Genomic DNA, 19,594 nt, shown 5'->3' with positions numbered 1-19,594 from the left:
GCGGTGACTCCAGAAGAGCTGGCCGGCAAGGCCGCGGAAGAGATCCAGAGCCGCACCGGCGTGGCGAAGCACGACATCGCGATCGTGCTCGGCTCCGGCTGGCGGCCCGCCGCCGACGTGATCGGCGACGCGATCACCGAAATCCCGGTGGGTGAGCTGGCAGGCTTCGAGGCGCCGACCGCGCTCGGCCACGGCGGCACCATCCGTTCCGTCGAGGTGGGCGGCAAGAAGGTCCTCGTCGTCCTCGGCCGCACCCACGGCTACGAGGGCAAAGGTGTGCAGAAGGTCGTCCACGGCGTGCGCACGGCCGCTGCTGCCGGCGTGTCGACGATCGTGCTCACCAACGCGGCCGGTGGCCTGCGCCAGGGCATGTCGGTCGGGCAGCCCGTGCTGATCTCCGACCACCTCAACCTGACCTCGCTGTCGCCACTGGTCGGCGCCCGGTTCGTGGACCTGACGGACCTGTACTCGCCGCGGCTGCGCGCGCTGGCCCAGCAGATCGACCCGTCGCTGGAGGAAGGCGTGTACGCCGGTCTGCCCGGCCCGCACTTCGAGACGCCCGCCGAGATCCGGATGCTGCGCACGCTCGGCGCGGACCTGGTCGGCATGTCGACCGTGCACGAGGCCATCGCCGCACGTGCCGAGGGTGTCGAGGTGTTCGGGCTGTCGCTGGTCACGAACCTCGCGGCGGGCATCACCGGTGAGCCGCTGAACCACCAGGAGGTGCTGGAGGCCGGTGCCGCCGCCGCTCAGCGCATGGGCACGCTGCTGCGCGAGCTGGTGGACCGCGCATGAGCCTGACGCCGGCACTGCGTGACGCGACGTTCCGGTGGATCGCTGACGACCCCTCCGACGCGACTCGAACCGAGTTGCAGGGCGTGCTGGCACGCGCGATGGGCGGCTCTGCCGAGGCGTTGGAGGACCTCCAGGACCGCATGGCCGGGCCGTTGACGTTCGGCACCGCCGGGCTGCGCGGGCCGGTTCGCGCCGGCACCAACGGCATGAACGTGGCGACGGTGATCCGCACGACGGCCGGTTTGGCGTCGTGGCTCGGGACTTCCGGGCTGGTGTTCGTCGGGCGTGACGCCCGGCACGGGTCGGAGGAGTTCGCGACCGCCGCTGCCGAGGTGATGGCGGCGGCCGGTTTTGACGTGCGAGTCCTGCCCGGGCCGTTGCCCACACCGGTGCTGGCCTTCCTGGTGCGACAACACGGTGCGGTCGCCGGGATCCAGATCACCGCGTCGCACAACCCGCCCGCGGACAACGGGTACAAGCTCTACCTGTCCGGCGGGTCGCAGATCGTGCCGCCTTCCGACGGCGAGATCGAGAAGGCGATCGAGGCGGTTCCGGCCGCGGTTTCCGTGCCTCGTGCGTCGTCGTACTCGACGGTGTCCGACGCAGAGATCGACGCGTACCTGGAGCGGGTGGCCTCATTGCCGCGCCAGAACGCGCGCGCGTTGAAGATCGCGTTGACGCCGATGCACGGCGTGGGCGGCGCGTTCGCCGTGGAAGCGTTGCGGCGCGCGGGTTTCACCGATGTGCACGTGGTGCGGTCGCAGGCGGTGCCGGACCCGGACTTCCCGACCGTGGTGTTCCCGAACCCGGAGGAGCCGGGCGCGTCCGACGAGCTGCTCTCCCTTGCGGCGTCGGTGGACGCGGACCTGGCGATCGCGCTCGACCCGGACGCCGACCGGTGTGCGCTGGGTGTGCGCGACGGTGACAAGTGGCGGATGTTGCGCGGCGACGAGACCGGCGTGCTGCTCGGGTCGCTCGTGCTGTCGACGACCGAGTCCGCGGATCCTTTGGTGGCAACGACGATCGTGTCCTCGTCGTTGCTGAAGTCGATCGCCGCGGCGCACGGTGCTCGTTACGCGGAGACGCTGACCGGCTTCAAGTGGCTGGCGCGGGCCGGTGAGGGCCTGGTGTTCGCCTACGAGGAAGCACTCGGCAACTGCGTCGATCCTGCTCACGTGGCAGACAAGGACGGCATCTCGGCCGCCGTGGTGGCGGCGGATCTGGCGGCCGGCCTGAAGGCGTCGGGACGTACGTTGCTGGACGCGCTGGACCAGCTCGCGCTGGACCACGGCCTGCACCTGACCGACCAGGTTTCGCTGCGGTACACCGACTTGTCGCTGATCGGCGCCACGATGGCCCGGCTGCGCGCGGAACCCCCGGCGGACTTCTCGTCGGAGGACCTGCTGCCCAGCGCGGACGTGCTGCGCTGGACCGCGGAAGGCGTGCGCGTGATCGTGCGGCCGTCCGGCACCGAGCCGAAGCTCAAGGCGTACCTGGAAGTCGTCGAGCCGGTCACGGACGGACTGGAGTCCGCCCGTGCCGCGGGCAAGGCTCGGTTGGCTGAACTACGTGAACGGGTGACTGAGCTCGTCAGCTAGCTCGGGAAGGCGATCGCCCACGCGAGCGCGAGCACGGCCAGGGCGAATCCCCCGCCGGCCACGAGGTAGGCCCTTCTGGTCGGCGGGGCGATCGCGTTGCGACGCCCCTCGGTGACCGCCGCGACGGCGATCCGCCCGAAGATGTACGCGATCGTGCAAAGCCCCACGCCGAGTCCGAGCAGCATCGTGTTGATGTCCCACGGACTGTGGTCGAACCCCGGCCACACCGACGCGAAGAGGGGCCCGAACCCGATCATCCCGATGCCGATCGCAAGGCCGAAACCCCAGGTGATGCGACGCTGACGAGGACTGGTGGTCATAAGGGCGGTGGTCTTCATGGTCCCTCCTGTGTACACCCTCTAGGACGCCTCACGGGTAGCGGGGTTCCGTTTCTGCACCAACAAAAACGCCTGCGGCCCTCGCTCGTCCACACCCTTCTGACGCACGAGCCGTGCCACTTCGTTGAATCCGGCTTCGGTCGCGTTGGTCACGGTTTCGTCGATGTCGTGCCAGTAGACGTAGAGGTCCACGTCGTGGCCGTACGCGTGGGTGAGATGACCTTTCTGGTCGCCCATCTTGAAGGCGTGCAACAGGTACCCGCCCGGTTTGAGAACCCGGTGGAACTCCTGCCAGGGCATCTCTTGGGCGGGCATGTGGACCGTGGAGTACCAGACGACCGCGCCGCCGAGGCTGTCGTCCGCCAGGTCCAGTTCGGTGATGTCGCCCTGGGTGAACTTGAGGTGCGGGTAGAGGGTTCGCGCCTGGTCGAGCATGCCGTCGGAGAGGTCGATGCCGAACGCGTCCAGGCCCAGTTCGTGCAGGTGCCCGGTGATGCGGCCGGTGCCGCAGCCGAGGTCCGCGACCGGGCCTCCGGTGAGGTCGGCGAACGCTCGCATGATCGCGGCGTCGAGCGGGCGGCCGTCGTGCGCGTCCGGGATGAGCTGGGCGTAGCTCGCGGCAACGATGTCGTAGGAGGCGCGGGTCATGAGCGTTATGTTGCTCGGCGTGTCCAGGCTGTTGATCGTCCACCACACGCCGTCGCCCGCGCTGCAGGCCATGTTCGAGGCGGTCGTCGCCGGTGCGACAACGCCCGAGATCGAGGGCGTCGAGGTGGTGCGCCGAGCCGCGTTGTCCACAACCGCTGTGGATGTCCTGGAGGCAGACGGCTACCTGCTGGGCACGCCCGCCAACCTCGGCTACATGAGCGGCGCGTTGAAGCACTTCTTCGACACCGTCTACTACCCGTGCCTGGACTCCACACAAGGCAGGCCGTACGGGCTGTACGTGCACGGCAACAACGACACGACGGGTGCGGTGCGCAGCGTGGAGGCGGCCACGACCGGGTTGAGCTGGGAGAAGGTGGCGCAGCACGTGGTCGTCACGGGTGAGCCGACGAAAGCCGACCTGGAGGCGTGCTGGGAACTCGGCGCCACTGTCGCCGCCCAGTTGTCCACATGACTACAGGGTTGTCCACAGCCACCTGTCCCCAACCTGTGGACAACCCTGGGGATATCTTCGAACACATGTTCTAGAGTCGGCGGTAAGCGCAGGCCGGCCCCTGTGGAACCGGCCTGCACCAGTGCTAGCGACCCACGGAGCTCATGTCCGGGTAGCGGTCACCGGCGACGGCCGAAGCGGGCACAGCGGCCTCGATCGCTGCCAGGTCGTCGGCGGACAGCTCCAACGAAGCCGCCGCCACGTTCTCCTCCAGGTACTTGATCCGCTTGGTACCCGGAATCGGCACGACGTCGTCGCCGCGGTGCTGGACCCAGGCCAACGCCAGCTGACCAGCGGTCACACCGCGGTCGGCAGCCAGCGCGCGCAGCTCCTCCACCATCTTCAGGTTCGTGTCGAGGTTCGAACCCGAGAACCGCGGCTGAGCGACACCGCGGAAGTCACCGGCACCGAAGTCGGCGGCGGAGGTGAAGCGGCCGGTCAGCACACCACGGCCCAGCGGCGAGTACGGCACCAGGCCGATGCCCAGCTCGCGAGCCGTCGGCACGATCTCGGCTTCGATGTCCCGCGACCACAGCGACCACTCGCTCTGCAGCGCCGTGATCGGGTGCACCGCGTGAGCCCGGCGCAGCGTCGAGGCACCGGCCTCGGACAGGCCGAGGAACCGCACCTTGCCCTCGGTCACCAGCTCGGCCATCGCGCCGACGGTCTCCTCGATCGGCGTGTCCGCCGGCACCCGGTGCAGGTAGTACAGGTCGATCACGTCGGTCCCGAGCCTGCGCAGCGACCCCTCGACCGACGAGCGCACGTACTCGCGGTCGCCCCGGATCGAGCGGCCGCCCTCTTCGCGCACGATGCCGAACTTCGTGGCCAGCACGACGTCGGAACGACGGCCCGCGATCGCGCGGCCCACCAGCTCCTCGTTCACGTACGGCCCGTACATGTCCGCCGTGTCGAGCAACGTGACACCGAGCTCCAGCGCCCGGTGGATCACCGAGATCGACTCCGACTCGTCGCCGGCGCCGTAGAACTCCGACATTCCCATGCAGCCGAGTCCCTGCGGCCCGACTTCCAGCTGTCCCAACAAACGGCTCACGCCGTCGCCTCCAAGTCCCGCTCGACCACCGCGTAGTGGTCGATCTTGTAGTCGAGCACTTCCAGAGACGTCTGCAGCTCCGCGATGCGGGCGCGGACGTCGTTGCGGTGCTCGACGAGGATCTGCTTGCGGCGGCCTGCCGTCAGGTCGCCGCGGTGCCTGAGCTGCGCGAACTCGCGCATCATGCGGATCGGCATGCCGGTCGTGCGCAGACGCGTCACGAACGCCAGCCAACCCAGATCTTCTTCGGAGTAGCTGCGACGCCCACCCGAGTCTCGCGCGGGCGGGTCGACGAGCCCGATTCGTTCGTAGTAGCGCAAGGTGTCGATGGACAACCCACTGCGCTGCGCGGCTTGGGCTATCGAGTAACTCACGGCGACGACGCTACGAGCTAGAGCGCGCTCTAGGTCAAGCGGAATCCTTCGGAAGTCCCCACGCTTCGAGATGGCCGGCCATCTCGGGGACATCGATCTTGTCGCGACCGAGGGCACGCACCAGATCCAGGGCGTCGTCCTCGTCCGCGTCGATCCAGTAGCCGTTGATGTCGCACATCGTGACGGCAGAGACCCAGCCGAGCCGCCAGTTTCCCTCCACCAGGGGACGGGTTCGCACGATCGAGTCAAGTAAAGCGGAGGACTTCAGCCACAGCGTGTCGTAGGCCTCCACGCCGAGCACGGTGGCGCGAGGACGGTACGCCGCTGTGTCCAGCAGACCGATGTCCCTGACGACGAGGTCGCCACCGGTCACGGCTGTGGCCAGCACTAAAAGGTCCCCGGCGTCGAGGTAGGAGATCACGGCACCCAGTTGATCACAGAGGTCTGACAGTTTCAGGAAGATCCGAGCCTATCCAAAAGACCTCGGTACTTCGGCAGGACTCGCCCCAGAACCTCGCCGAGCTTTTCTTCCTGCTGCATGCGCTGGTAGCGGTCCGCGATCGCGAGACGCACGACCTCCTGCTTGGAGCGCCCCTCGGCCTGCGCCAGTTCAGCGAGCCGGTGGTTCTCCTCGTCGGTCAACCGCAAGGTCATCGCCATGGACGGACGGTACCAACGTGATACCACGCTGACCAGCGGCCGTTAGGATTGCGTGATGCCCAGGCCCAAGACCCACGATGACGCTCTGCGACGGCGTCTGCTCGAGCGGGCGGGCGAACTGCTCAGCACCGAGGGTCCCGACGCGGTGAGCCTGCGCAAGATCGCCACAGACGTCAACACCTCGACGACAGCGGTCTATTCCCTCTTCGGCGGCAAACCGGCGCTGTTGGAGGCGCTCTACGACGAGGCGTTCAACCGGTTCGGCACGCACCTGGCGGAGGTGCCGATCACCGAGGATCCTGCGGAGGACCTGGTCCAGATCGGCCTGGCGTACCGGCGCAGCGCGCTCGCGGACCCGCAGTTCTACTCGGTGCTCTACTCGAAGGTCGTCGAGCCGACGAAGGCGATGAGCCGCGCGGCCGGCCGGACGTTCGCGCCGGTGATCAACACCGTGCGGCGGGCGATCGAGCAGCAGGTCTTCGTGCAGGAGGAACCCGAGCAGATCGCGATGTCGATGTGGGGCATCGCGCACGGCCTGGTGAGCCTGGAGCTGGGCGGCAACCTGCCTCCGGGCATCGACGCGCAGGCCACGTACGAACTGGCGTTGCGCGCGCACGGCCGCGGTTGGCTGAAACCATGAGCGGAATCCGGGGAGGCGGCCGCCGCGAAACCTCCCCGGACCCGCAGAACTGTCCGGTTCGGACAGTCCGTCTTTACCTCAAGGCCCCGTCCAGGGCCTTGATCAGCTCAGCGTCCGCGGTGTCCCCGTCGAGCGACCAGATCATCGCGCCGCCCAGGTTGCGGTCGTTGATGAAGCGAGCCTTGCGCTTCATCTCGGTCGCGTCGTCGTAGGTCCACCACGTCGTGCCGTCGTAGATCCACGCGAAGCCGGCGCGCTCATCGCGGTAGACCTTGTACTTCGGGTCGGCCAGCTTCGGCTTGAGAGCGTGGAAGTCCTCGTAGCCCGCCTCGTACGTGGCCGGCGCGGGCGTACCCGTGCCGAACAGGCCGTTGCGGGTGCCAGGTGCCACGCCGGTCCAGCCGCGTCCGTAGAACGGCACGCCCAGCACGGCCTTCGAGCGCGGAGCACCACGGCGCAGCCACGCGTTGACCGTCACCTCGGAGCTGAACTCGAACTCCGACGGGTCGCCCTTGGGCACCCGCAGCGCGGACTGCTGGTTCGCCGGGGCATCCCACGCGCCGTGGTAGTCGTAGCCCTGCAGCGTGCCGAAAGTGAGGTAGCAGAACACCTTCGAGGCCTCGAAGCCGCGATCCACCTGCACCGGGTCGGCCGGGAGGAACGCGGTCAGGTCGCGGTTCCAGCCCATCTGCTTGCGGTACTCGGCGAGCAGCTTGGTGAAGTTCTGCTTGTCCTCGGGACGCACGACGTTGGGCGGCTCCATGTTGCCGTTGCTGGCAGGCCACTCCCAGTCGATGTCGACGCCGTCGAAGATGCCCTTAGCGGCACCCTCTGGCAACCCCGGCAGGTTGCCCTTGATCCACATATCGGTGCACGACTTGACGTGCGCGGCGCGCGACTCGGGGGTCAGCGCGGCGTTGGAGAAGTAGCGGGAGCCCGTCCAGCCGCCCAGCGAGATGTTGATCCTCAGCTTGGGGTATTTGGCCTTGAGCTGCTTGAGCTGGTTCAGGTTGCCCGCGAGCGCGCCCGGTTCGTCGGCCTTGCCGTTGACGGACTGCTCAGCGGTGTAGGGCATCTGCCAGTCCGCCCACGGGTCGGCGCTGACGCACTTGCCGGATTCGTCGAGGAATCCGAACGCGTAGTTGAGGTGCGTGAGCCGCGCCGCGGCCCCGCTGTCGACGAGGTTCTTGACCCGGAAGTTCCGGCCGTACACGCCCCACTGGATGAAGTACCCGACCGTACGGGTCTTCGAATAACCGTGGTGCCCACTGGTCTCGACATCAGCGTTCGCCGGCGCATAGGCCAGCGACGCGGACAGGGCGCCGACCGCGAGCGCGGCGACACCCCATCTCCGTCTGGACATGGTTCTCCTCAAACGCAGTGCCAATTTCTGGCGTGCAGCGGTGATGTGGTCCAGAGCACGTTAGCCCGGAGGTCTAGACCACTGCTACGTCCGATCGGAGGTATGTCCTAAACCGCTCCATACAGCCTGTCACCGGCATCGCCCAGACCAGGCACGATGAAGCCGGAGTCGTTCAACCGCTCGTCAACGGACGCCGTGATGAGACGAACCGGCAGTTTCGAGTCTTCGAGGTGGTTGATGCCCTCGGGCGCCGCGAGCACGCACACCGCCGTCACGTCCGTCGCGCCGCGCTGGGTCAGCAGCCGGATCGTGTACGCCATCGAGCCGCCGGTCGCGAGCATCGGGTCGAGCACGAACACCGGACGTCCGGCGAGGTCTTCCGGCAACGACTCCATGTACGGCGTGGGCTGCAACGTCTCCTCGTCGCGCGCCAGCCCCACGAACCCCATCTGCGCGTCCGGGATCAGCTTGTGCGCCTGGTCCGCCATGCCCAGCCCGGCACGCAGCACCGGCACGAGCAGCGGCGGGTTCGCGAGCTTGTGGCCGATGGTGCGCGCGACCGGCGTGTGCGTGCGCTCCTCGGTCACCGGTGCCTCACGCATGGCTTCGTAGACCAGCATGACGGTGAGTTCCTGCAGCGCGGCGCGGAAGGCGGCGTTGTCCGTGCGCGCGTCCCGCATGGTTGTGAGTCTCGCCTTGGCGAGTGGATGATCGACGACCAGGACGTCCATGCCCGACACCGTAACCGCTGTGAGGAGCTAGGGGTGTTCGAAGAGATCTACCGCGAGGCACGTCAGCGCATCGTCGGCCTGACGATGGGCCTGAGTGCCGAGGAGCTCGGCCGCGTGGTGCCCGCGTGTCCTGAGTGGACCGTGCACCAGCTGATCGCGCACCTGTCCGGCGAGGCGTCCGATCTGGTCAACGGCCGCATGGAGGGCGCGCCGTCCGACGAGTGGACCGCGCGGCACGTCGCCGAGCGCGCCGGCGTCCCGGCGGAGGACTTGCTGGAGCAGTGGAACGAGTTCGGCACCCGCATCGACGCGATGGAGCGCCTCCCGTTCCAGCTCGCGATGGACGCGATCACGCACGAGGCCGACCTGCGCGCCGCACTGGGCCGCGAACGCCTGCCGGACGCCGTGTGGCAGCCGACGCTGGTGTGGATGGCGCCGCGCCGGCTGACCGACGTGACGGTGAAGACCGAGTTCGGCGCCTTGGGGGACGGCCCGATCACGCTGGAGGTCGACGGCTACGAGCTGTGGCGCGCGTTCTTCGGCAGGCGCTCACGCCGCCAGATGGAGTCGTGGAACTGGTCCGACCCGGCGCCGATCGAGCGGATCCCGTTCTTTCCTTCGCGTGCCACCGACCTGACCGAGTGAACACCGTTAACTAAGTGGGTGTAGGGTCGGCCGCGTGACAGACCACGTGCGCATCGGAGTCCTCGGCGCGGCCATGATCGCGCCGGCCGCTGTCATCCGCCCGGCCCACTCCTCCACCGTCGCCGAAGTCGTGGCGGTGGCCGCGCGATCGGCCGAAAAAGCCCAGGCCTTCGCCGACAAGCACGGCATCCCGCGCGTGCACGGCTCGTACGAGGACCTGCTGGCGGATCCAGCGGTCGACGCCGTCTACAACCCGCTGCCCAACGGCCTGCACGGCAGGTGGACGCTCGCCGCGCTGGAGGCCGGCAAGCACGTGCTGTGCGAGAAGCCGTTCACCGCCAACGCCGCGGAGGCCGCCGAGGTCGCGAAGGCCGCAAGCGCTTCCGGGCTCGTGGTGATGGAGGCGTTCCACTACCGCTACCACCCGCTGGCGATGCGCGTCGACGAGATCATGCGCTCCGGCGTGCTCGGGCCGTTGCGGCACGTCGAGGCCAACGTGTGCTTCCCGCTGCCGGTGTTCTCCAACATCCGCTACGACTACTCGCTCGCGGGCGGCGCGATGATGGACGCGGGCTGCTACGCCGTGCACATGGCGCGCCTGCTGGGCGGCGAGGAACCCGAGGTGCGGTCGGCGACGGCGTTGCTGCGCGGCCCCTCGATCGACCGGGCGATGCGCGCCGAGTTGCGTTTCCCGTCTGGCCACACGGGTTCCGTGCACGCGTCGCTGTGGTCGTCGACGGTGTTCAAGCTGTCGATGAAGGCGATCGGCGAGAACGGCACGCTGAGCGTGTTCAACCCGCTCGGGCCGCAGGTGCTGCACCGCCTGTCGCTGAAGCTCAAGGGGCGCACGTCCGCCGAGACGTTCGGGAAGCGCGCGACCTACGCCTACCAGCTCGACGCGTTCACCGACGCGGTGCTGCACGGCAAGCCGTTCCCGACGACGGCGGACGACGCGGTGCGGAACATGACCGTGATCGACTCGATCTACCGGGCGGCCGGGCTGCCGTTGCGTCAGCCGACTCCGTGACCCGGGTCACCCAACCCGCTCCCCTCTTCGCCGTGTCTTGAGTGCGGAAGAAGGGGGGAGGGTTGGCCGACAACGAGTACACCGAGTACGTCACGGCGGCGTTGCCCTGGTTGCGGCGCACCGCATATCTCTTGTGCGGTGACGTGCACAGCGCGGACGACGTCGTGCAGGTCGCGATCACGCGGCTGTACACGAACTGGCGCAAGGCTCGCGCCGCCGACAACCTCGACGCTTATGTGCGGGCGATCCTCGTGCGCACGTTCCTCAACGAACGCAGGCGGCCGTGGAGCCGGGTGCGCCTGTTCGACCGGGTCGACGAGCTGAAAGCCGTCACGAACCCTGCTTCTGAGACCACCGACTTCGAGACCCGCGAGGAGATCCGCGTCGCGCTGACGCGGATGCCTCCCGGGCAACGCGCGGTGCTCGTCCTGCGCTTCCTGTTCGACCTGCCGGTGGCCGAGGTCGCGCGGGCTCTGCGGTGTTCCGAAGGCACCGTGAAGAGCCAGACCTCGGCCGGTCTCGCGTCCCTGCGCACACAGTTGGGAGTGACCAAATGATGTCCGAAGAGGACGGTGCACGACTGCTGGGACCGTTGCGCACCATGGACGTTCCGGCTTCCGACAGGGTCAGCGTGCCGCGGGCGATCCGCACCGGCAAGCGCACCAAAGCGTTGCGCGTGGCTGCGGCCGGCGTGCTCGTGCTGATCATCGCGAGCGCGTTTCCCCTGCTCATCCACCCGCACGCGGGACCTCCTCCGGTGGCCAACTCGACGTTCGAGCCGTTGGTGCGCACGATCAGCGTGGGTTCGGTGGCGGGGTTCCACCCGGACGTCTACCTCACCGGACGCGGTCGGCAGTCGATCGAACTGGCGCCCGACCGCAAGGGCGACCAGTCCGCGCACGTCCTGGTGAGCGCGCCGCACACGATCGGAGCGCCATCGGGCGAGCCGATGCCGGACATCAACGGGAAGCGCGCGTTGTGGACGGGCACGGACGTCGCGGTCGAGTGGGCGCCCGACGCGTGGGCGTTCGTCGAGGTGCAGGGATATCCGGACGATCGGGACCGGGCCCGGCTGCTGGCGGAGTCGCTCAAGTTCGACGAACACGTGCAGATCGAGGTGCCCTACACCGTGGAGACCTCGTGGGAGCTCGACGGTGCTCGGGTCACCGGTGACGACGTCGAGCTGGTGTTCGCCAACGGGGTTCGCCTCGCACTGCGGGGCGGCGTCGGGCTCGCCCAAGGCCCTGCCTCGCCTGCGGAACTCGACGCGCTGGGCAAGTCGTTGCGGCGAGCCGATCCCCCGGTGACGAACCCGCTGCGCTGATCGGGGTCAGCGCTGGTCGTGCACGGTGACCGCGTAACCGTCCGGGTCGGCGAAGGTGAACGTCCGGCCGAACGGGCTGTCGGACGGAGGCGCCACGATGGGCACGCCGGCGGCGTCCAGGGAGTCGTGCAGGGCCTGAGCGTCCTCGGCGTGCAACCACAGCGCCACTCCCGCGCCGAGCCGGTCGACCGCGTCGAGATCCAGTCCTGGCAACGGTTCCCGCACCGCGAACGGCACCGGCGCGGTCGCGAACACGACTGCGCCGGGCGGGCTCACCGGGGCTCGGCGCAGCCCGAGACGGTCCTCGTAGAAGGTCGCGGCGCGGTCGAGGTCGCGCACCTGCAGAGCGATGAAGTCGGGTCCGGTGACGGTCATTGCCACTCCTCCTGGATGTCAAAGTCCTGACATCGCCGACCGTATGTCAAAATCCTTACATGCACAAGGGTGAGACCGTCGGCCCGCTGGACACCGCGGTCGGATACGTCCTGAAGGAGGCGGCTTCGGCGTTGCGCGGCGCGATGGACACAACCCTTCGACCGCTGAACCTCACGGTGCCGCAGTACGCGTGCCTGGAACTGCTGGGCCAGCGACCCGGCCTGTCGAACGCGGACCTCGCCCGCGGCGCGTTCGTGACCCGCCAGTCGATGAACGTCGTGCTGCAGGGCCTGGAAGCACGCGGCCTGGTGGTCCGGCCCGCGGAGGCGGCACACGGACGTCAGCTCCCCGCCGAACTGACTCCAGCCGGCCGGGCGCAGCTCCAGGCAGCCAGCACCGCGGTCCGCGCCGTCGAGGTGCGGATGTGCGCGGGTCTGAGTCCCGCCCGGCAGAAGGAGTTGCTCGCCACGCTGGCGGTCTGTGCCCGGAACCTGACCGAGACCACCTGATCAGGGGTCTGCGCAACCCGATCCGGGAGTAAAGAATCGACAAAGCGACTCCGAAGTGTCTCGTATCCAGTTGAGACGCGGAGGTGTGAACGGTGACGATCGAACAGAAGCCCGTCCAGCAGTTGTGTGAATCCCCGCTGGTCATCTTGGGTGTGTCGGCGTCACTGGCGGTGGTGATCGGGCTGCTGCCGCTGCTCTGGGACCACAGCCCGGCACTCGCTGCGGCGCTCGGAGCACTGCTGGTGCTGGCATTTGCGATCACCGTGAAGTACGCACCGAACCGCAAGTGAGAGTTCTAGACTCGATCGGGTGAGCGACGAGCTGGTACCCGCTGACCAGAGTCATCTGCGCGCCTCCGACGCGGACCGGGAACGGATCGCGCAGGTGCTGCACAAGGCGACCGCCGAGGGCCGCCTCGACATCCACGAACTGGACGAGCGGCTCGTGGCCGTCTACGCCGCGAAGACCTACGGCGAGCTCGTCCCGATCACCGCCGACCTGGTGCTGAGCGGAATGCCGCAGCCGCCGGTCGTGCCGCAGTACCAGCCGGCCGTGAGCGACCGCGTTGGCGGCGAGCCCGGCAGCGCGGTGTCGATCGCGTTCTGGTCCGGCGTCAACCGCAAGGGCCAGTGGGTGGTCCCGCGCCTGCACAACGCCGTCGCGGTGATGGGCGGCATCGAGCTCGACCTGACCCATGCGCGCTTCGCCGAGGCCGAGGTCACGATCAGCGTGTTCGCGTTCTGGGGCGGTGTCGAGATCCGGGTGCCGGACGACATCAACGTGAAGGTCGACGGGTTCGGCTTCATGGGGGCGTTCGAGGACCGGGCTCCTGGGCGGCGGCACATCCCCGGCGCGCCGACCGTGCGGATCACCGGGCTCGCGCTCATGGGCGGGGTCGAGGTGAAGGGGCCCAAGCGGAAGAAGGGCCAGATCCTGCGCGAGCTGCTCGACTGACGACGGCCGACAGGCTCACCTGAAGAAGGCCTTCCGCTGGACGGGGCAGGCGGTTACCCTCCTGCGACCGCATGCCGTCCACCCGCGAAGGTCATGACGACTCCCTCTGACAGACCCGTTTTCGTTGATCCGAGCGGCCGCCGCCGCAAGGTGATGCGCATCGCCATCGGCACCGTCGCCGTCGGTGTGGTCGCCTACCTGGTGCTTCTCGTCGTGGCGCTGGCCGGTGGCCCGGTGAATCCGACGACGCTGCTGCCCATTCCGAAGGCCGCCGAGCCCGCGGTGACGACCACGACGGACGTACCGGCTTCGTCACCTGAAGCAACATCGTTGCCACACAACGAAACCACGACCGCGCCGACGACCACGACGACGGCGCCGGCCGTGACGGAAACCACCACGGCCACCACCACGGCTGCGAACGGCAACAAGCGCACCGATCCGCCGGGTGCGTCGAACCGGCCCAGCAACCCCGGTCAGGGCAAGCCGTGAGACCCCAGCCGCGCGCTCACTGGCTGCTGCTGGCGCTGGGCATGGTGGTGTTGCTCGGCGCGTTGCTGCTGGACACGTTCGTAGTCGGACGCGTCGGCCAGGGCGCCCAGCCGACGGCCGGACCGGCCGGCACCGTGCCGGACCACGTGCACCAGGGCGGGCCGCTGATCGGTGCCACCGGGTCCGGGCTCAGCTCGCGCGCGACACCGGACCGCACAGTGGTGCTGACGTTCGACGACGGGCCCGATCCCGAGTGGACACCGAAGATCCTCGACGTGTTGCGGCGCAACGGCGTCAAGGCCACGTTCTTCGTCACCGGCGCGAACGCGGCGCAGCACCAGGACGTGCTGGCGCGCATCGACGCCGAGGGCCACGAGGTCGGGCTGCACACCTTCACCCACGTCGATCTGGGCAAGGTCGGTGAGACCCGTGCGCGGATCGAGCTCGGGCAGACCGGCCTCGTGGTGGCGAGCGGCACCGGCAAGTCGAGCCAGCTGGTCAGGCCGCCGTACTCGAACCGGCCGGACGCGGTCGACGACGAGGACCTGGTCGGCATCGAGCGGATCACCGCCGCCGGCAATCTCGTGGTGCTGTCCGACCTCGACAGCGAGGACTGGCGCAGGCCCGGCACCGACGCCGTCGTCGCGAACGCCACGCCGAAGGACGCCCAGGGCGCTGTGGTGCTGATGCACGACGGCGGTGGCGACCGGTCGCAAACCGTTGCGGCGCTGGAGAAGCTGATCCCGAGCCTGAAGGAGCGCGGGTTCGCCTTCAAGACGACCGAGCAGGCGTTCGGGGTGCCGCAGGCCGTCCGGCGGGCAACCGAGGTGGAACAGGCGGAGGGCACGGCCGTGTCGCTCGCCGTGCGGTTCTCGCGGTTCGTCACGGAGTTGCTGACCTGGCTCGTCGTCATCTCCAGCGTGCTCGCACTCGCGCGTGCCGCGGTGTTGCTGGTGACGACCGCGATCCACGCGCGCCGCAAGCCCGGCAAGCACGCGCCGAGGCTGAAACCCCAGATGGTGACGGTCCTCGTCCCCGCCTACAACGAGGAAGCGGGTATCGAGGCCACCGTCCGCACGATCCTCGCCAGCACGTTCCCCGTGCACGTGATCGTGATCGACGACGGATCCACCGACCGCACGTCGGAGGTGGTGAAGAGCTTGCACCTGCCCAACGTCTCGCTGGTGCGGCAGCGGAACGCGGGCAAGGCGGCGGCGTTGAACACGGGACTGCGGCACACCCGCACCGAGCTCGTCGTGATGGTCGACGGCGACACCGTGCTGGAGCCGGAGACCGTCGCGAACCTGGTGCAGCCGTTCGCCGATCCCGCGATCGGCGCGGTGTCGGGCAACGCCAAGGTGGGCAACAGGTCCGGGCTGCTCGGACGCTGGCAGCACATCGAGTACGTGATCGGCTTCAACCTCGACCGGCGGATGTACGACGTCATGCAGTGCATGCCGACGGTGCCCGGCGCGGTCGGCGGCTTCCGGGTCAGCGCGCTGCGCGACGTCGGCGGCGTTCCCGAGGACACGCTCGCCGAGGACACCGACCTGACGATGGCGCTGGAACGGGCCGGGTGGGCGGTGGTCTACACCGAGAACGCGCGGGCGTGGACCGAGGCGCCGGCGAGCCTCGGCCAGCTGTGGCGGCAGCGCTACCGCTGGTGTTACGGCACGTTGCAGGCGATGTGGAAGCACCGCGGCGCGGTCTTCGAGCGCGGCATGGGCGGCAAGCTCGGCCGCCGCGCGCTGCCGTACCTCTTCCTCTACCAGGTGGCGCTGCCGATGCTGGCACCCGCGATCGACGTGTTCGCGGTGCTGAGCCTGTGGACGGATCCTGTCGCGGGTGCGCTCGCCTGGCTCGGGTTCCTGGTGCTGCAGCTGATCCCCGCGGTGATCGCGTTCCGGCTCGACGGTGAACGGCTGCGGCCCCTGTGGGCGGTCGCGTTGCAGCCGATCGTGTACCGGCAGCTCATGTACCTGGTGGTCATCCAGTCCGTGATCACCGCTCTGGCCGGCGCGGTGCTGCCGTGGCAGAAGCTGAAGCGCACCGGCAGCGCGGCGCAGGACGCCCCGGAACTCGACGAGCGAACCGTGCCGCTCAACCGCCGTGAGCTGGTGCGGTGATCGGGTTCACCCAGGGCCGACGGCGGGAAGTTCCGACCGCGTCGAAGAGTGTCTGACCAGCGCGAACTTCCTCACTTAGGACGGGCGTCCCATTCCGCTTAGACTCGCGGTATGGCTGCTCCAACGACACTGCCGTCGGCCCTGGCTGACGCCGTGCGCGACGAATCGTCGCTGCGGCGTTTCCTGCACGGGCTCCCCGGCGTCGACCAGGTCGGCGTCGAGCAACGAGCCGCGGGCCTCGGCACGCGGAGCATCAAGAAGGCCGCCAAGCTGCACGCCATCGACCTGGCGATCAGCATGGTCGACCTGACCACGCTGGAAGGCGCGGACACGCACGGCAAGGTGCGCAGCCTCGCCGCCAAGGCGAAGCGGCCCGACCCCGAGCGGCCCGACGTGCCGAAGGTCGCGGCGGTGTGCGTCTACCCGGACATGGTGAAGACCGCGGCCGACGAGCTGCAGGGCACCGGGATCAACATCGCCAGCGTCGCGACGGCGTTCCCGAGCGGGCGCAGCACGATGGACATCAAGCTGGCCGACACGCGGTTCGCCGTCGAGCAGGGCGCGACCGAGGTCGACATGGTGATCGACCGGGGTGCGTTCCTCAGCGGCCGGTACGGGCAGGTGTTCGAGGAGATCGTCAAGATCAAGGCAGCCTGCGGGGACGCGCACCTCAAGGTGATCCTCGAGACCGGCGAGCTCGTGACGTACGACAACGTCCGCCGCGCGTCCTGGCTCGCCCTGCTCGCGGGTGGTGACTTCATCAAGACGTCGACCGGCAAGGTGCAGCCCGCCGCGACGTTGCCGGTCACGCACGTGATGCTGCAGGCCGTGCGGGACTGGAAGGACCAGACCGGAGAGCTGCGCGGGGTGAAGCCCGCTGGCGGTATCCGGACCACCAAGGACGCGATCAAGTACCTGGTGGCGGTGCACGAGGTGGCCGGGCCCGAGTGGCTCGACCCGCACCTGTTCCGGTTCGGCGCCTCGACGTTGCTCAACGACCTGCTCATGCAGCGGCGGACCCAGTTGGACGGCCACTACAGCGGCCCGGACTACGTGACGGTGGACTGAAGACATGTGGGAATACGCCCCCGCGCCCGAGTCGCGGGACATCGCGAACCTCAAGCCGAACTACCGGATGTTCGTCGACGGCAAGTTCGTCGAGGGCGCCGGCGAACCGCTCAAGACCATCAACCCGGCCACCGAAGAGGTGCTGGCGGAGGTCTCGACCGCGTCGCAGTCCGATGTGGACACAGCGGTCAAGGCGGCACGACGCGCCTACGACCGCGTCTGGTCGAAGATGCCCGGCAGCGAGCGGGCCAAGTACATCTACCGGATCGCGCGGCAGATCCAGGAACGCGCGCGTGAGCTCGCGGTGCTGGAGTCGCTCGACAACGGCAAGCCGATCAAGGAGTCGCGCGACGTCGACGTGCCCACGGCGGCGGCGCACTTCTTCTACCACGCGGGCTGGGCGGACAAGCTCGGCTACGCGGGCTACGGGCCGGACCCGAAGCCTCTTGGTGTCGCGGGACAGGTGATCCCGTGGAACTTCCCGCTGCTGATGGCCGCGTGGAAGATCGCACCGGCGCTCGCGTGCGGCAACACGGTCGTCTTGAAGCCGGCCGAGACCACGCCGCTGACCGCACTGGTGCTGGCCGAGATCATCCAGCAGTGCGACCTGCCGCCGGGCGTCGTGAACATCATCCCCGGCGCCGGTGACGTCGGTGCCGCGATCACCGAGCACGGTGACGTGAACAAGGTGGCGTTCACCGGGTCGACCGAGGTCGGCAAGATCATCCAGGGCAAGCTCGCCGGCACGAACAAGAAGCTGACGCTGGAACTGGGTGGCAAGGCCGCGAACGTCGTGTTCGACGACGCGCCGCTCGACCAGGCCGTCGAGGGCATCGTCAACGGCATCTTCTTCAACCAGGGCCACGTCTGCTGCGCCGGCAGCCGGTTGCTGGTGCAGGAGTCCATCGCGGACGAACTGCTCGCCAAGCTGCAGACCCGCATCAACACCCTGCGCGTCGGCGACCCGCTGGACAAGAACACCGACGTCGGCGCGATCAACTCGCGCGAGCAGCTCGTCAAGATCAAGGAGCTGACCGAGTCGGGCGAGGCCGAGGGCGCCCAGCGGTGGACGTCGTCGTGCCCGTTGCCGGACAAGGGTTTCTTCTTCGCCCCGACGGTGTTCTCCAACGTGTCGCAGGCGATGCGGATCGCCCGCGAGGAGATCTTCGGGCCGGTGCTGTCCGTGCTGACGTTCCGCACGCCCGAGGAGGCCGTGGCAAAGGCGAACAACACGCCGTACGGCCTGTCCGCGGGTGTCTGGACGGAGAAGGGCTCGCGGATTCTCTGGATGGCGCAACGGATGCGCGCCGGCGTGGTGTGGTCCAACACGTTCAACCGCTTCGACCCGGCCGCGCCGTTCGGCGGGTACCAGGAGTCGGGCTTCGGCCGTGAGGGCGGCCGCACCGGTCTGGAGGCCTACCTCGATGTCTGATCGCATCACGGTCGCGAAGACCTACAAGCTCTACATCGGCGGCGCGTTCCCGCGTTCCGAGTCGGGTCGCAGCTACCCGGTGACCGACTCGAAGGGCGGCTTCCTCGCGAACGCCGCCCAGGGCTCCCGCAAGGACGCCCGGGACGCGGTCACCGCCGCCCGCAAGGCTTTCGGCAGCTGGTCCGGTGCCACCGCGTACAACCGCGGCCAGGTCCTGTACCGGGTGGCCGAGGTGCTGGAGGGCCGCCGCGAGCAGTTCATCACCGAAGTGGCCCAGTCCGAAGGTGTCCAGCTGAAGAAAGCTCAGTCCCTCGTGGACAGTGCGATCGACCGCTGGGTCTGGTACGCGGGCTGGACGGACAAGATCGCGGCCGTGCTGGGGTCCTCGAACCCCGTTGCCGGGCCGTACTTCTCGTTCTCCACGCCGGAACCGACGGGTGTGGTCGCGGTGCTCGCGCCGCAGCAGTCGTCGTTGCTGGGCCTCGTTTCCGTGATCGCGCCGGTGATCGCGAGCGGCAACACCTGCGTGGTCATCACTTCGCAGGACCGCCCGCTGCCCGCGATCACGCTGTCCGAGGTGCTCGCGACGAGCGACGTGCCCGGTGGCGTGGTCAACATCATCACCGGCCGGACCGCGGAGATCGCGCCGTGGCTCGCGTCGCACGCCGACGTGAACGCGCTCGACCTCACCGGCGCGCCCGAGTCGCTGCGGGCCGATCTCGAACGCTCGGCGGCCGGCACGGTGAAGCGCGTGCTGCGCAACAAGGTCAACGAGGACTTCACCGTCACCCCTGACCTGTCGCGGATCCGCGCCTACCTGGAGACCAAAACGGTCTGGCACCCCATGGGTGTCTGATCTGGCGTCTGCAAGTACCGCCGCTCACGTAGCTGCGCTCCAGCGGGCGGACCGTGCCCGAGGACGCGTCGGTC

General features: G+C 68.8%; 25 protein-coding genes. 16 read left to right on the top strand and 9 right to left on the bottom strand.

All coding sequences use genetic code 11. The annotated features are described in order from the left end of the window. Positions 1-3: 3 nt before the first annotated feature. A complete protein-coding gene (locus tag ABZX92_RS15825; protein ID WP_355559043.1) occupies positions 4-795 on the top strand; it encodes a purine-nucleoside phosphorylase in 792 nt (263 codons plus the stop codon). After that, positions 792-2,393, top strand: a complete 1,602-nt coding sequence (locus tag ABZX92_RS15820) for a phospho-sugar mutase (protein ID WP_355559040.1) — start codon at positions 792-794, stop codon at positions 2,391-2,393. The genes ABZX92_RS15825 and ABZX92_RS15820 overlap by 4 nt, the downstream gene beginning before the upstream one ends. On the opposite strand, the gene ABZX92_RS15815 is transcribed toward ABZX92_RS15820, so the two are convergent. Both ABZX92_RS15815 and ABZX92_RS15810 read right to left on the bottom strand, forming a co-directional pair. Next, positions 2,390-2,731 (bottom strand): hypothetical protein, encoded by a 342-nt coding sequence (locus ABZX92_RS15815; RefSeq protein WP_355559037.1) that lies wholly within the window; start codon positions 2,729-2,731, stop codon positions 2,390-2,392. The two genes, ABZX92_RS15820 and ABZX92_RS15815, sit on opposite strands and share 4 nt — an antisense overlap. Before the next feature lie 21 nt (positions 2,732-2,752). Next, on the bottom strand, positions 2,753-3,379 hold the full coding sequence (locus tag ABZX92_RS15810) for a class I SAM-dependent methyltransferase (RefSeq protein WP_355559035.1): 627 nt from the start codon (positions 3,377-3,379) through the stop codon (positions 2,753-2,755). Between the two features lie 19 nt (positions 3,380-3,398). Here ABZX92_RS15810 and ABZX92_RS15805 point away from each other — a divergent pair, with 19 nt between their 5' ends. Further along, positions 3,399-3,851 carry a flavodoxin family protein gene (locus ABZX92_RS15805; RefSeq protein ID WP_355559032.1) on the top strand — a complete coding sequence of 151 codons (453 nt, stop codon included), beginning with the start codon at positions 3,399-3,401 and terminating at the stop codon, positions 3,849-3,851. Between the two features lie 124 nt (positions 3,852-3,975). Here the strand turns inward: ABZX92_RS15805 and ABZX92_RS15800 are convergent, their stop codons facing one another. From ABZX92_RS15800 to ABZX92_RS15785, 4 genes are read right to left on the bottom strand one after another with little or no spacing between them, the layout of a single operon-like run. Beyond that, entirely contained in the window at positions 3,976-4,893 is a 918-nt protein-coding gene (locus ABZX92_RS15800) for an aldo/keto reductase (protein WP_355559167.1), read from the bottom strand. A gap of 47 nt (positions 4,894-4,940) precedes the next feature. After that, complete coding sequence (locus ABZX92_RS15795; RefSeq protein WP_089914792.1) at positions 4,941-5,318, bottom strand: MerR family transcriptional regulator; 378 nt, start codon at positions 5,316-5,318, stop codon at positions 4,941-4,943. Between the two features lie 34 nt (positions 5,319-5,352). Continuing rightward, positions 5,353-5,739 carry a Fic family protein gene (locus tag ABZX92_RS15790; RefSeq protein WP_045315410.1) on the bottom strand — a complete coding sequence of 129 codons (387 nt, stop codon included), beginning with the start codon at positions 5,737-5,739 and terminating at the stop codon, positions 5,353-5,355. 32 nt (positions 5,740-5,771) lie between these two features. After that, positions 5,772-5,978: a type II toxin-antitoxin system VapB family antitoxin gene (locus ABZX92_RS15785; protein WP_045315411.1), complete on the bottom strand. Its 207-nt coding sequence runs from the start codon at positions 5,976-5,978 to the stop codon at positions 5,772-5,774. Positions 5,979-6,033: 55 nt separating this feature from the next. Between ABZX92_RS15785 and ABZX92_RS15780 the strand changes: the two genes are divergently transcribed. Continuing rightward, complete coding sequence (locus ABZX92_RS15780) at positions 6,034-6,618, top strand: TetR/AcrR family transcriptional regulator (RefSeq protein WP_355559027.1); 585 nt, start codon at positions 6,034-6,036, stop codon at positions 6,616-6,618. Between the two features lie 73 nt (positions 6,619-6,691). On the opposite strand, the gene ABZX92_RS15775 is transcribed toward ABZX92_RS15780, so the two are convergent. Then, positions 6,692-7,981, bottom strand: a complete 1,290-nt coding sequence (locus ABZX92_RS15775) for a glycoside hydrolase family 18 protein (RefSeq protein ID WP_355559024.1) — start codon at positions 7,979-7,981, stop codon at positions 6,692-6,694. Between the two features lie 107 nt (positions 7,982-8,088). After that, positions 8,089-8,712, bottom strand: a complete 624-nt coding sequence (upp, locus tag ABZX92_RS15770) for a uracil phosphoribosyltransferase (RefSeq protein ID WP_355559021.1) — start codon at positions 8,710-8,712, stop codon at positions 8,089-8,091. A gap of 33 nt (positions 8,713-8,745) precedes the next feature. Here upp and ABZX92_RS15765 point away from each other — a divergent pair, with 33 nt between their 5' ends. The 4 genes from ABZX92_RS15765 to ABZX92_RS15750 all read left to right on the top strand — a co-directional run bounded on the left by ABZX92_RS15765 (position 8,746) and on the right by ABZX92_RS15750 (position 11,708). Then, the gene (locus ABZX92_RS15765; RefSeq protein ID WP_355559018.1) at positions 8,746-9,357 is read left to right on the top strand and encodes a maleylpyruvate isomerase family mycothiol-dependent enzyme; all 612 of its coding nucleotides are present in this window, start codon (positions 8,746-8,748) and stop codon (positions 9,355-9,357) included. A gap of 34 nt (positions 9,358-9,391) precedes the next feature. Further along, positions 9,392-10,384, top strand: a complete 993-nt coding sequence (locus ABZX92_RS15760) for a Gfo/Idh/MocA family oxidoreductase (protein WP_355559016.1) — start codon at positions 9,392-9,394, stop codon at positions 10,382-10,384. A gap of 62 nt (positions 10,385-10,446) precedes the next feature. Continuing rightward, the gene (locus ABZX92_RS15755; protein ID WP_355559013.1) at positions 10,447-10,941 is read left to right on the top strand and encodes a SigE family RNA polymerase sigma factor; all 495 of its coding nucleotides are present in this window, start codon (positions 10,447-10,449) and stop codon (positions 10,939-10,941) included. Then, positions 10,938-11,708: a hypothetical protein gene (locus ABZX92_RS15750; RefSeq protein WP_355559010.1), complete on the top strand. Its 771-nt coding sequence runs from the start codon at positions 10,938-10,940 to the stop codon at positions 11,706-11,708. The genes ABZX92_RS15755 and ABZX92_RS15750 overlap by 4 nt, the downstream gene beginning before the upstream one ends. Positions 11,709-11,714: 6 nt before the next feature. Here the strand turns inward: ABZX92_RS15750 and ABZX92_RS15745 are convergent, their stop codons facing one another. After that, positions 11,715-12,083 carry a VOC family protein gene (locus tag ABZX92_RS15745; protein ID WP_355559008.1) on the bottom strand — a complete coding sequence of 123 codons (369 nt, stop codon included), beginning with the start codon at positions 12,081-12,083 and terminating at the stop codon, positions 11,715-11,717. A gap of 59 nt (positions 12,084-12,142) precedes the next feature. Between ABZX92_RS15745 and ABZX92_RS15740 the strand changes: the two genes are divergently transcribed. The 8 genes from ABZX92_RS15740 (at position 12,143) to ABZX92_RS15705 (ending at position 19,520) form a co-directional block, all read left to right on the top strand. Further along, a complete protein-coding gene (locus tag ABZX92_RS15740) occupies positions 12,143-12,592 on the top strand; it encodes a MarR family transcriptional regulator (RefSeq protein WP_355559006.1) in 450 nt (149 codons plus the stop codon). Between the two features lie 92 nt (positions 12,593-12,684). After that, a complete protein-coding gene (locus tag ABZX92_RS15735; RefSeq protein ID WP_045315419.1) occupies positions 12,685-12,882 on the top strand; it encodes a hypothetical protein in 198 nt (65 codons plus the stop codon). Positions 12,883-12,901: 19 nt separating this feature from the next. Beyond that, positions 12,902-13,546, top strand: a complete 645-nt coding sequence (locus ABZX92_RS15730) for a DUF1707 domain-containing protein (RefSeq protein WP_355559003.1) — start codon at positions 12,902-12,904, stop codon at positions 13,544-13,546. A 153-nt stretch (positions 13,547-13,699) separates the two neighbouring features. After that, positions 13,700-14,038: a hypothetical protein gene (locus ABZX92_RS15725; protein ID WP_355559000.1), complete on the top strand. Its 339-nt coding sequence runs from the start codon at positions 13,700-13,702 to the stop codon at positions 14,036-14,038. Beyond that, entirely contained in the window at positions 14,035-16,164 is a 2,130-nt protein-coding gene (locus tag ABZX92_RS15720; RefSeq protein ID WP_355558997.1) for a bifunctional polysaccharide deacetylase/glycosyltransferase family 2 protein, read from the top strand. The genes ABZX92_RS15725 and ABZX92_RS15720 overlap by 4 nt, the downstream gene beginning before the upstream one ends. Before the next feature lie 111 nt (positions 16,165-16,275). Continuing rightward, the gene (gene deoC, locus ABZX92_RS15715) at positions 16,276-17,232 is read left to right on the top strand and encodes a deoxyribose-phosphate aldolase (protein WP_355558994.1); all 957 of its coding nucleotides are present in this window, start codon (positions 16,276-16,278) and stop codon (positions 17,230-17,232) included. 4 nt (positions 17,233-17,236) lie between these two features. After that, positions 17,237-18,664 carry an aldehyde dehydrogenase family protein gene (locus ABZX92_RS15710; protein ID WP_355558992.1) on the top strand — a complete coding sequence of 476 codons (1,428 nt, stop codon included), beginning with the start codon at positions 17,237-17,239 and terminating at the stop codon, positions 18,662-18,664. Further along, entirely contained in the window at positions 18,657-19,520 is an 864-nt protein-coding gene (locus ABZX92_RS15705; protein WP_355558990.1) for an aldehyde dehydrogenase family protein, read from the top strand. The genes ABZX92_RS15710 and ABZX92_RS15705 overlap by 8 nt, the downstream gene beginning before the upstream one ends. Positions 19,521-19,594 lie beyond the last annotated feature (74 nt).

This window comes from Lentzea sp. NPDC006480, from assembly GCF_040611995.1.
GTDB lineage: Bacteria > Actinomycetota > Actinomycetes > Mycobacteriales > Pseudonocardiaceae > Lentzea.
The sequence above is the reverse complement of the archived record's forward strand: the minus strand, read 5'-3'. Positions and strand labels throughout refer to the sequence as shown.

What these genes read in the sequence shown, in the direction of transcription:
- ABZX92_RS15745 (WP_355559008.1), bottom strand. Translation starts at nt 12,083, where the DNA reads ATGACCGTCACCGGACCCGACTTCATCGCTCTGCAGGTGCGCGACCTC.
- ABZX92_RS15815 (WP_355559037.1), bottom strand. Translation starts at nt 2,731, where the DNA reads ATGAAGACCACCGCCCTTATGACCACCAGTCCTCGTCAGCGTCGCATC.
- ABZX92_RS15810 (WP_355559035.1), bottom strand. Translation starts at nt 3,379, where the DNA reads ATGACCCGCGCCTCCTACGACATCGTTGCCGCGAGCTACGCCCAGCTC.
- ABZX92_RS15725 (WP_355559000.1), top strand. Translation starts at nt 13,700, where the DNA reads ATGCGCATCGCCATCGGCACCGTCGCCGTCGGTGTGGTCGCCTACCTG.
- ABZX92_RS15740 (WP_355559006.1), top strand. Translation starts at nt 12,143, where the DNA reads ATGCACAAGGGTGAGACCGTCGGCCCGCTGGACACCGCGGTCGGATAC.
- ABZX92_RS15785 (WP_045315411.1), bottom strand. Translation starts at nt 5,978, where the DNA reads ATGGCGATGACCTTGCGGTTGACCGACGAGGAGAACCACCGGCTCGCT.
- upp (WP_355559021.1), bottom strand. Translation starts at nt 8,712, where the DNA reads ATGGACGTCCTGGTCGTCGATCATCCACTCGCCAAGGCGAGACTCACA.
- ABZX92_RS15750 (WP_355559010.1), top strand. Translation starts at nt 10,938, where the DNA reads ATGATGTCCGAAGAGGACGGTGCACGACTGCTGGGACCGTTGCGCACC.
- ABZX92_RS15820 (WP_355559040.1), top strand. Translation starts at nt 792, where the DNA reads ATGAGCCTGACGCCGGCACTGCGTGACGCGACGTTCCGGTGGATCGCT.
- ABZX92_RS15780 (WP_355559027.1), top strand. Translation starts at nt 6,034, where the DNA reads ATGCCCAGGCCCAAGACCCACGATGACGCTCTGCGACGGCGTCTGCTC.
- ABZX92_RS15705 (WP_355558990.1), top strand. Translation starts at nt 18,657, where the DNA reads ATGTCTGATCGCATCACGGTCGCGAAGACCTACAAGCTCTACATCGGC.
- ABZX92_RS15710 (WP_355558992.1), top strand. Translation starts at nt 17,237, where the DNA reads ATGTGGGAATACGCCCCCGCGCCCGAGTCGCGGGACATCGCGAACCTC.
- ABZX92_RS15800 (WP_355559167.1), bottom strand. Translation starts at nt 4,893, where the DNA reads ATGGGAATGTCGGAGTTCTACGGCGCCGGCGACGAGTCGGAGTCGATC.
- deoC (WP_355558994.1), top strand. Translation starts at nt 16,276, where the DNA reads ATGGCTGCTCCAACGACACTGCCGTCGGCCCTGGCTGACGCCGTGCGC.
- ABZX92_RS15775 (WP_355559024.1), bottom strand. Translation starts at nt 7,981, where the DNA reads ATGTCCAGACGGAGATGGGGTGTCGCCGCGCTCGCGGTCGGCGCCCTG.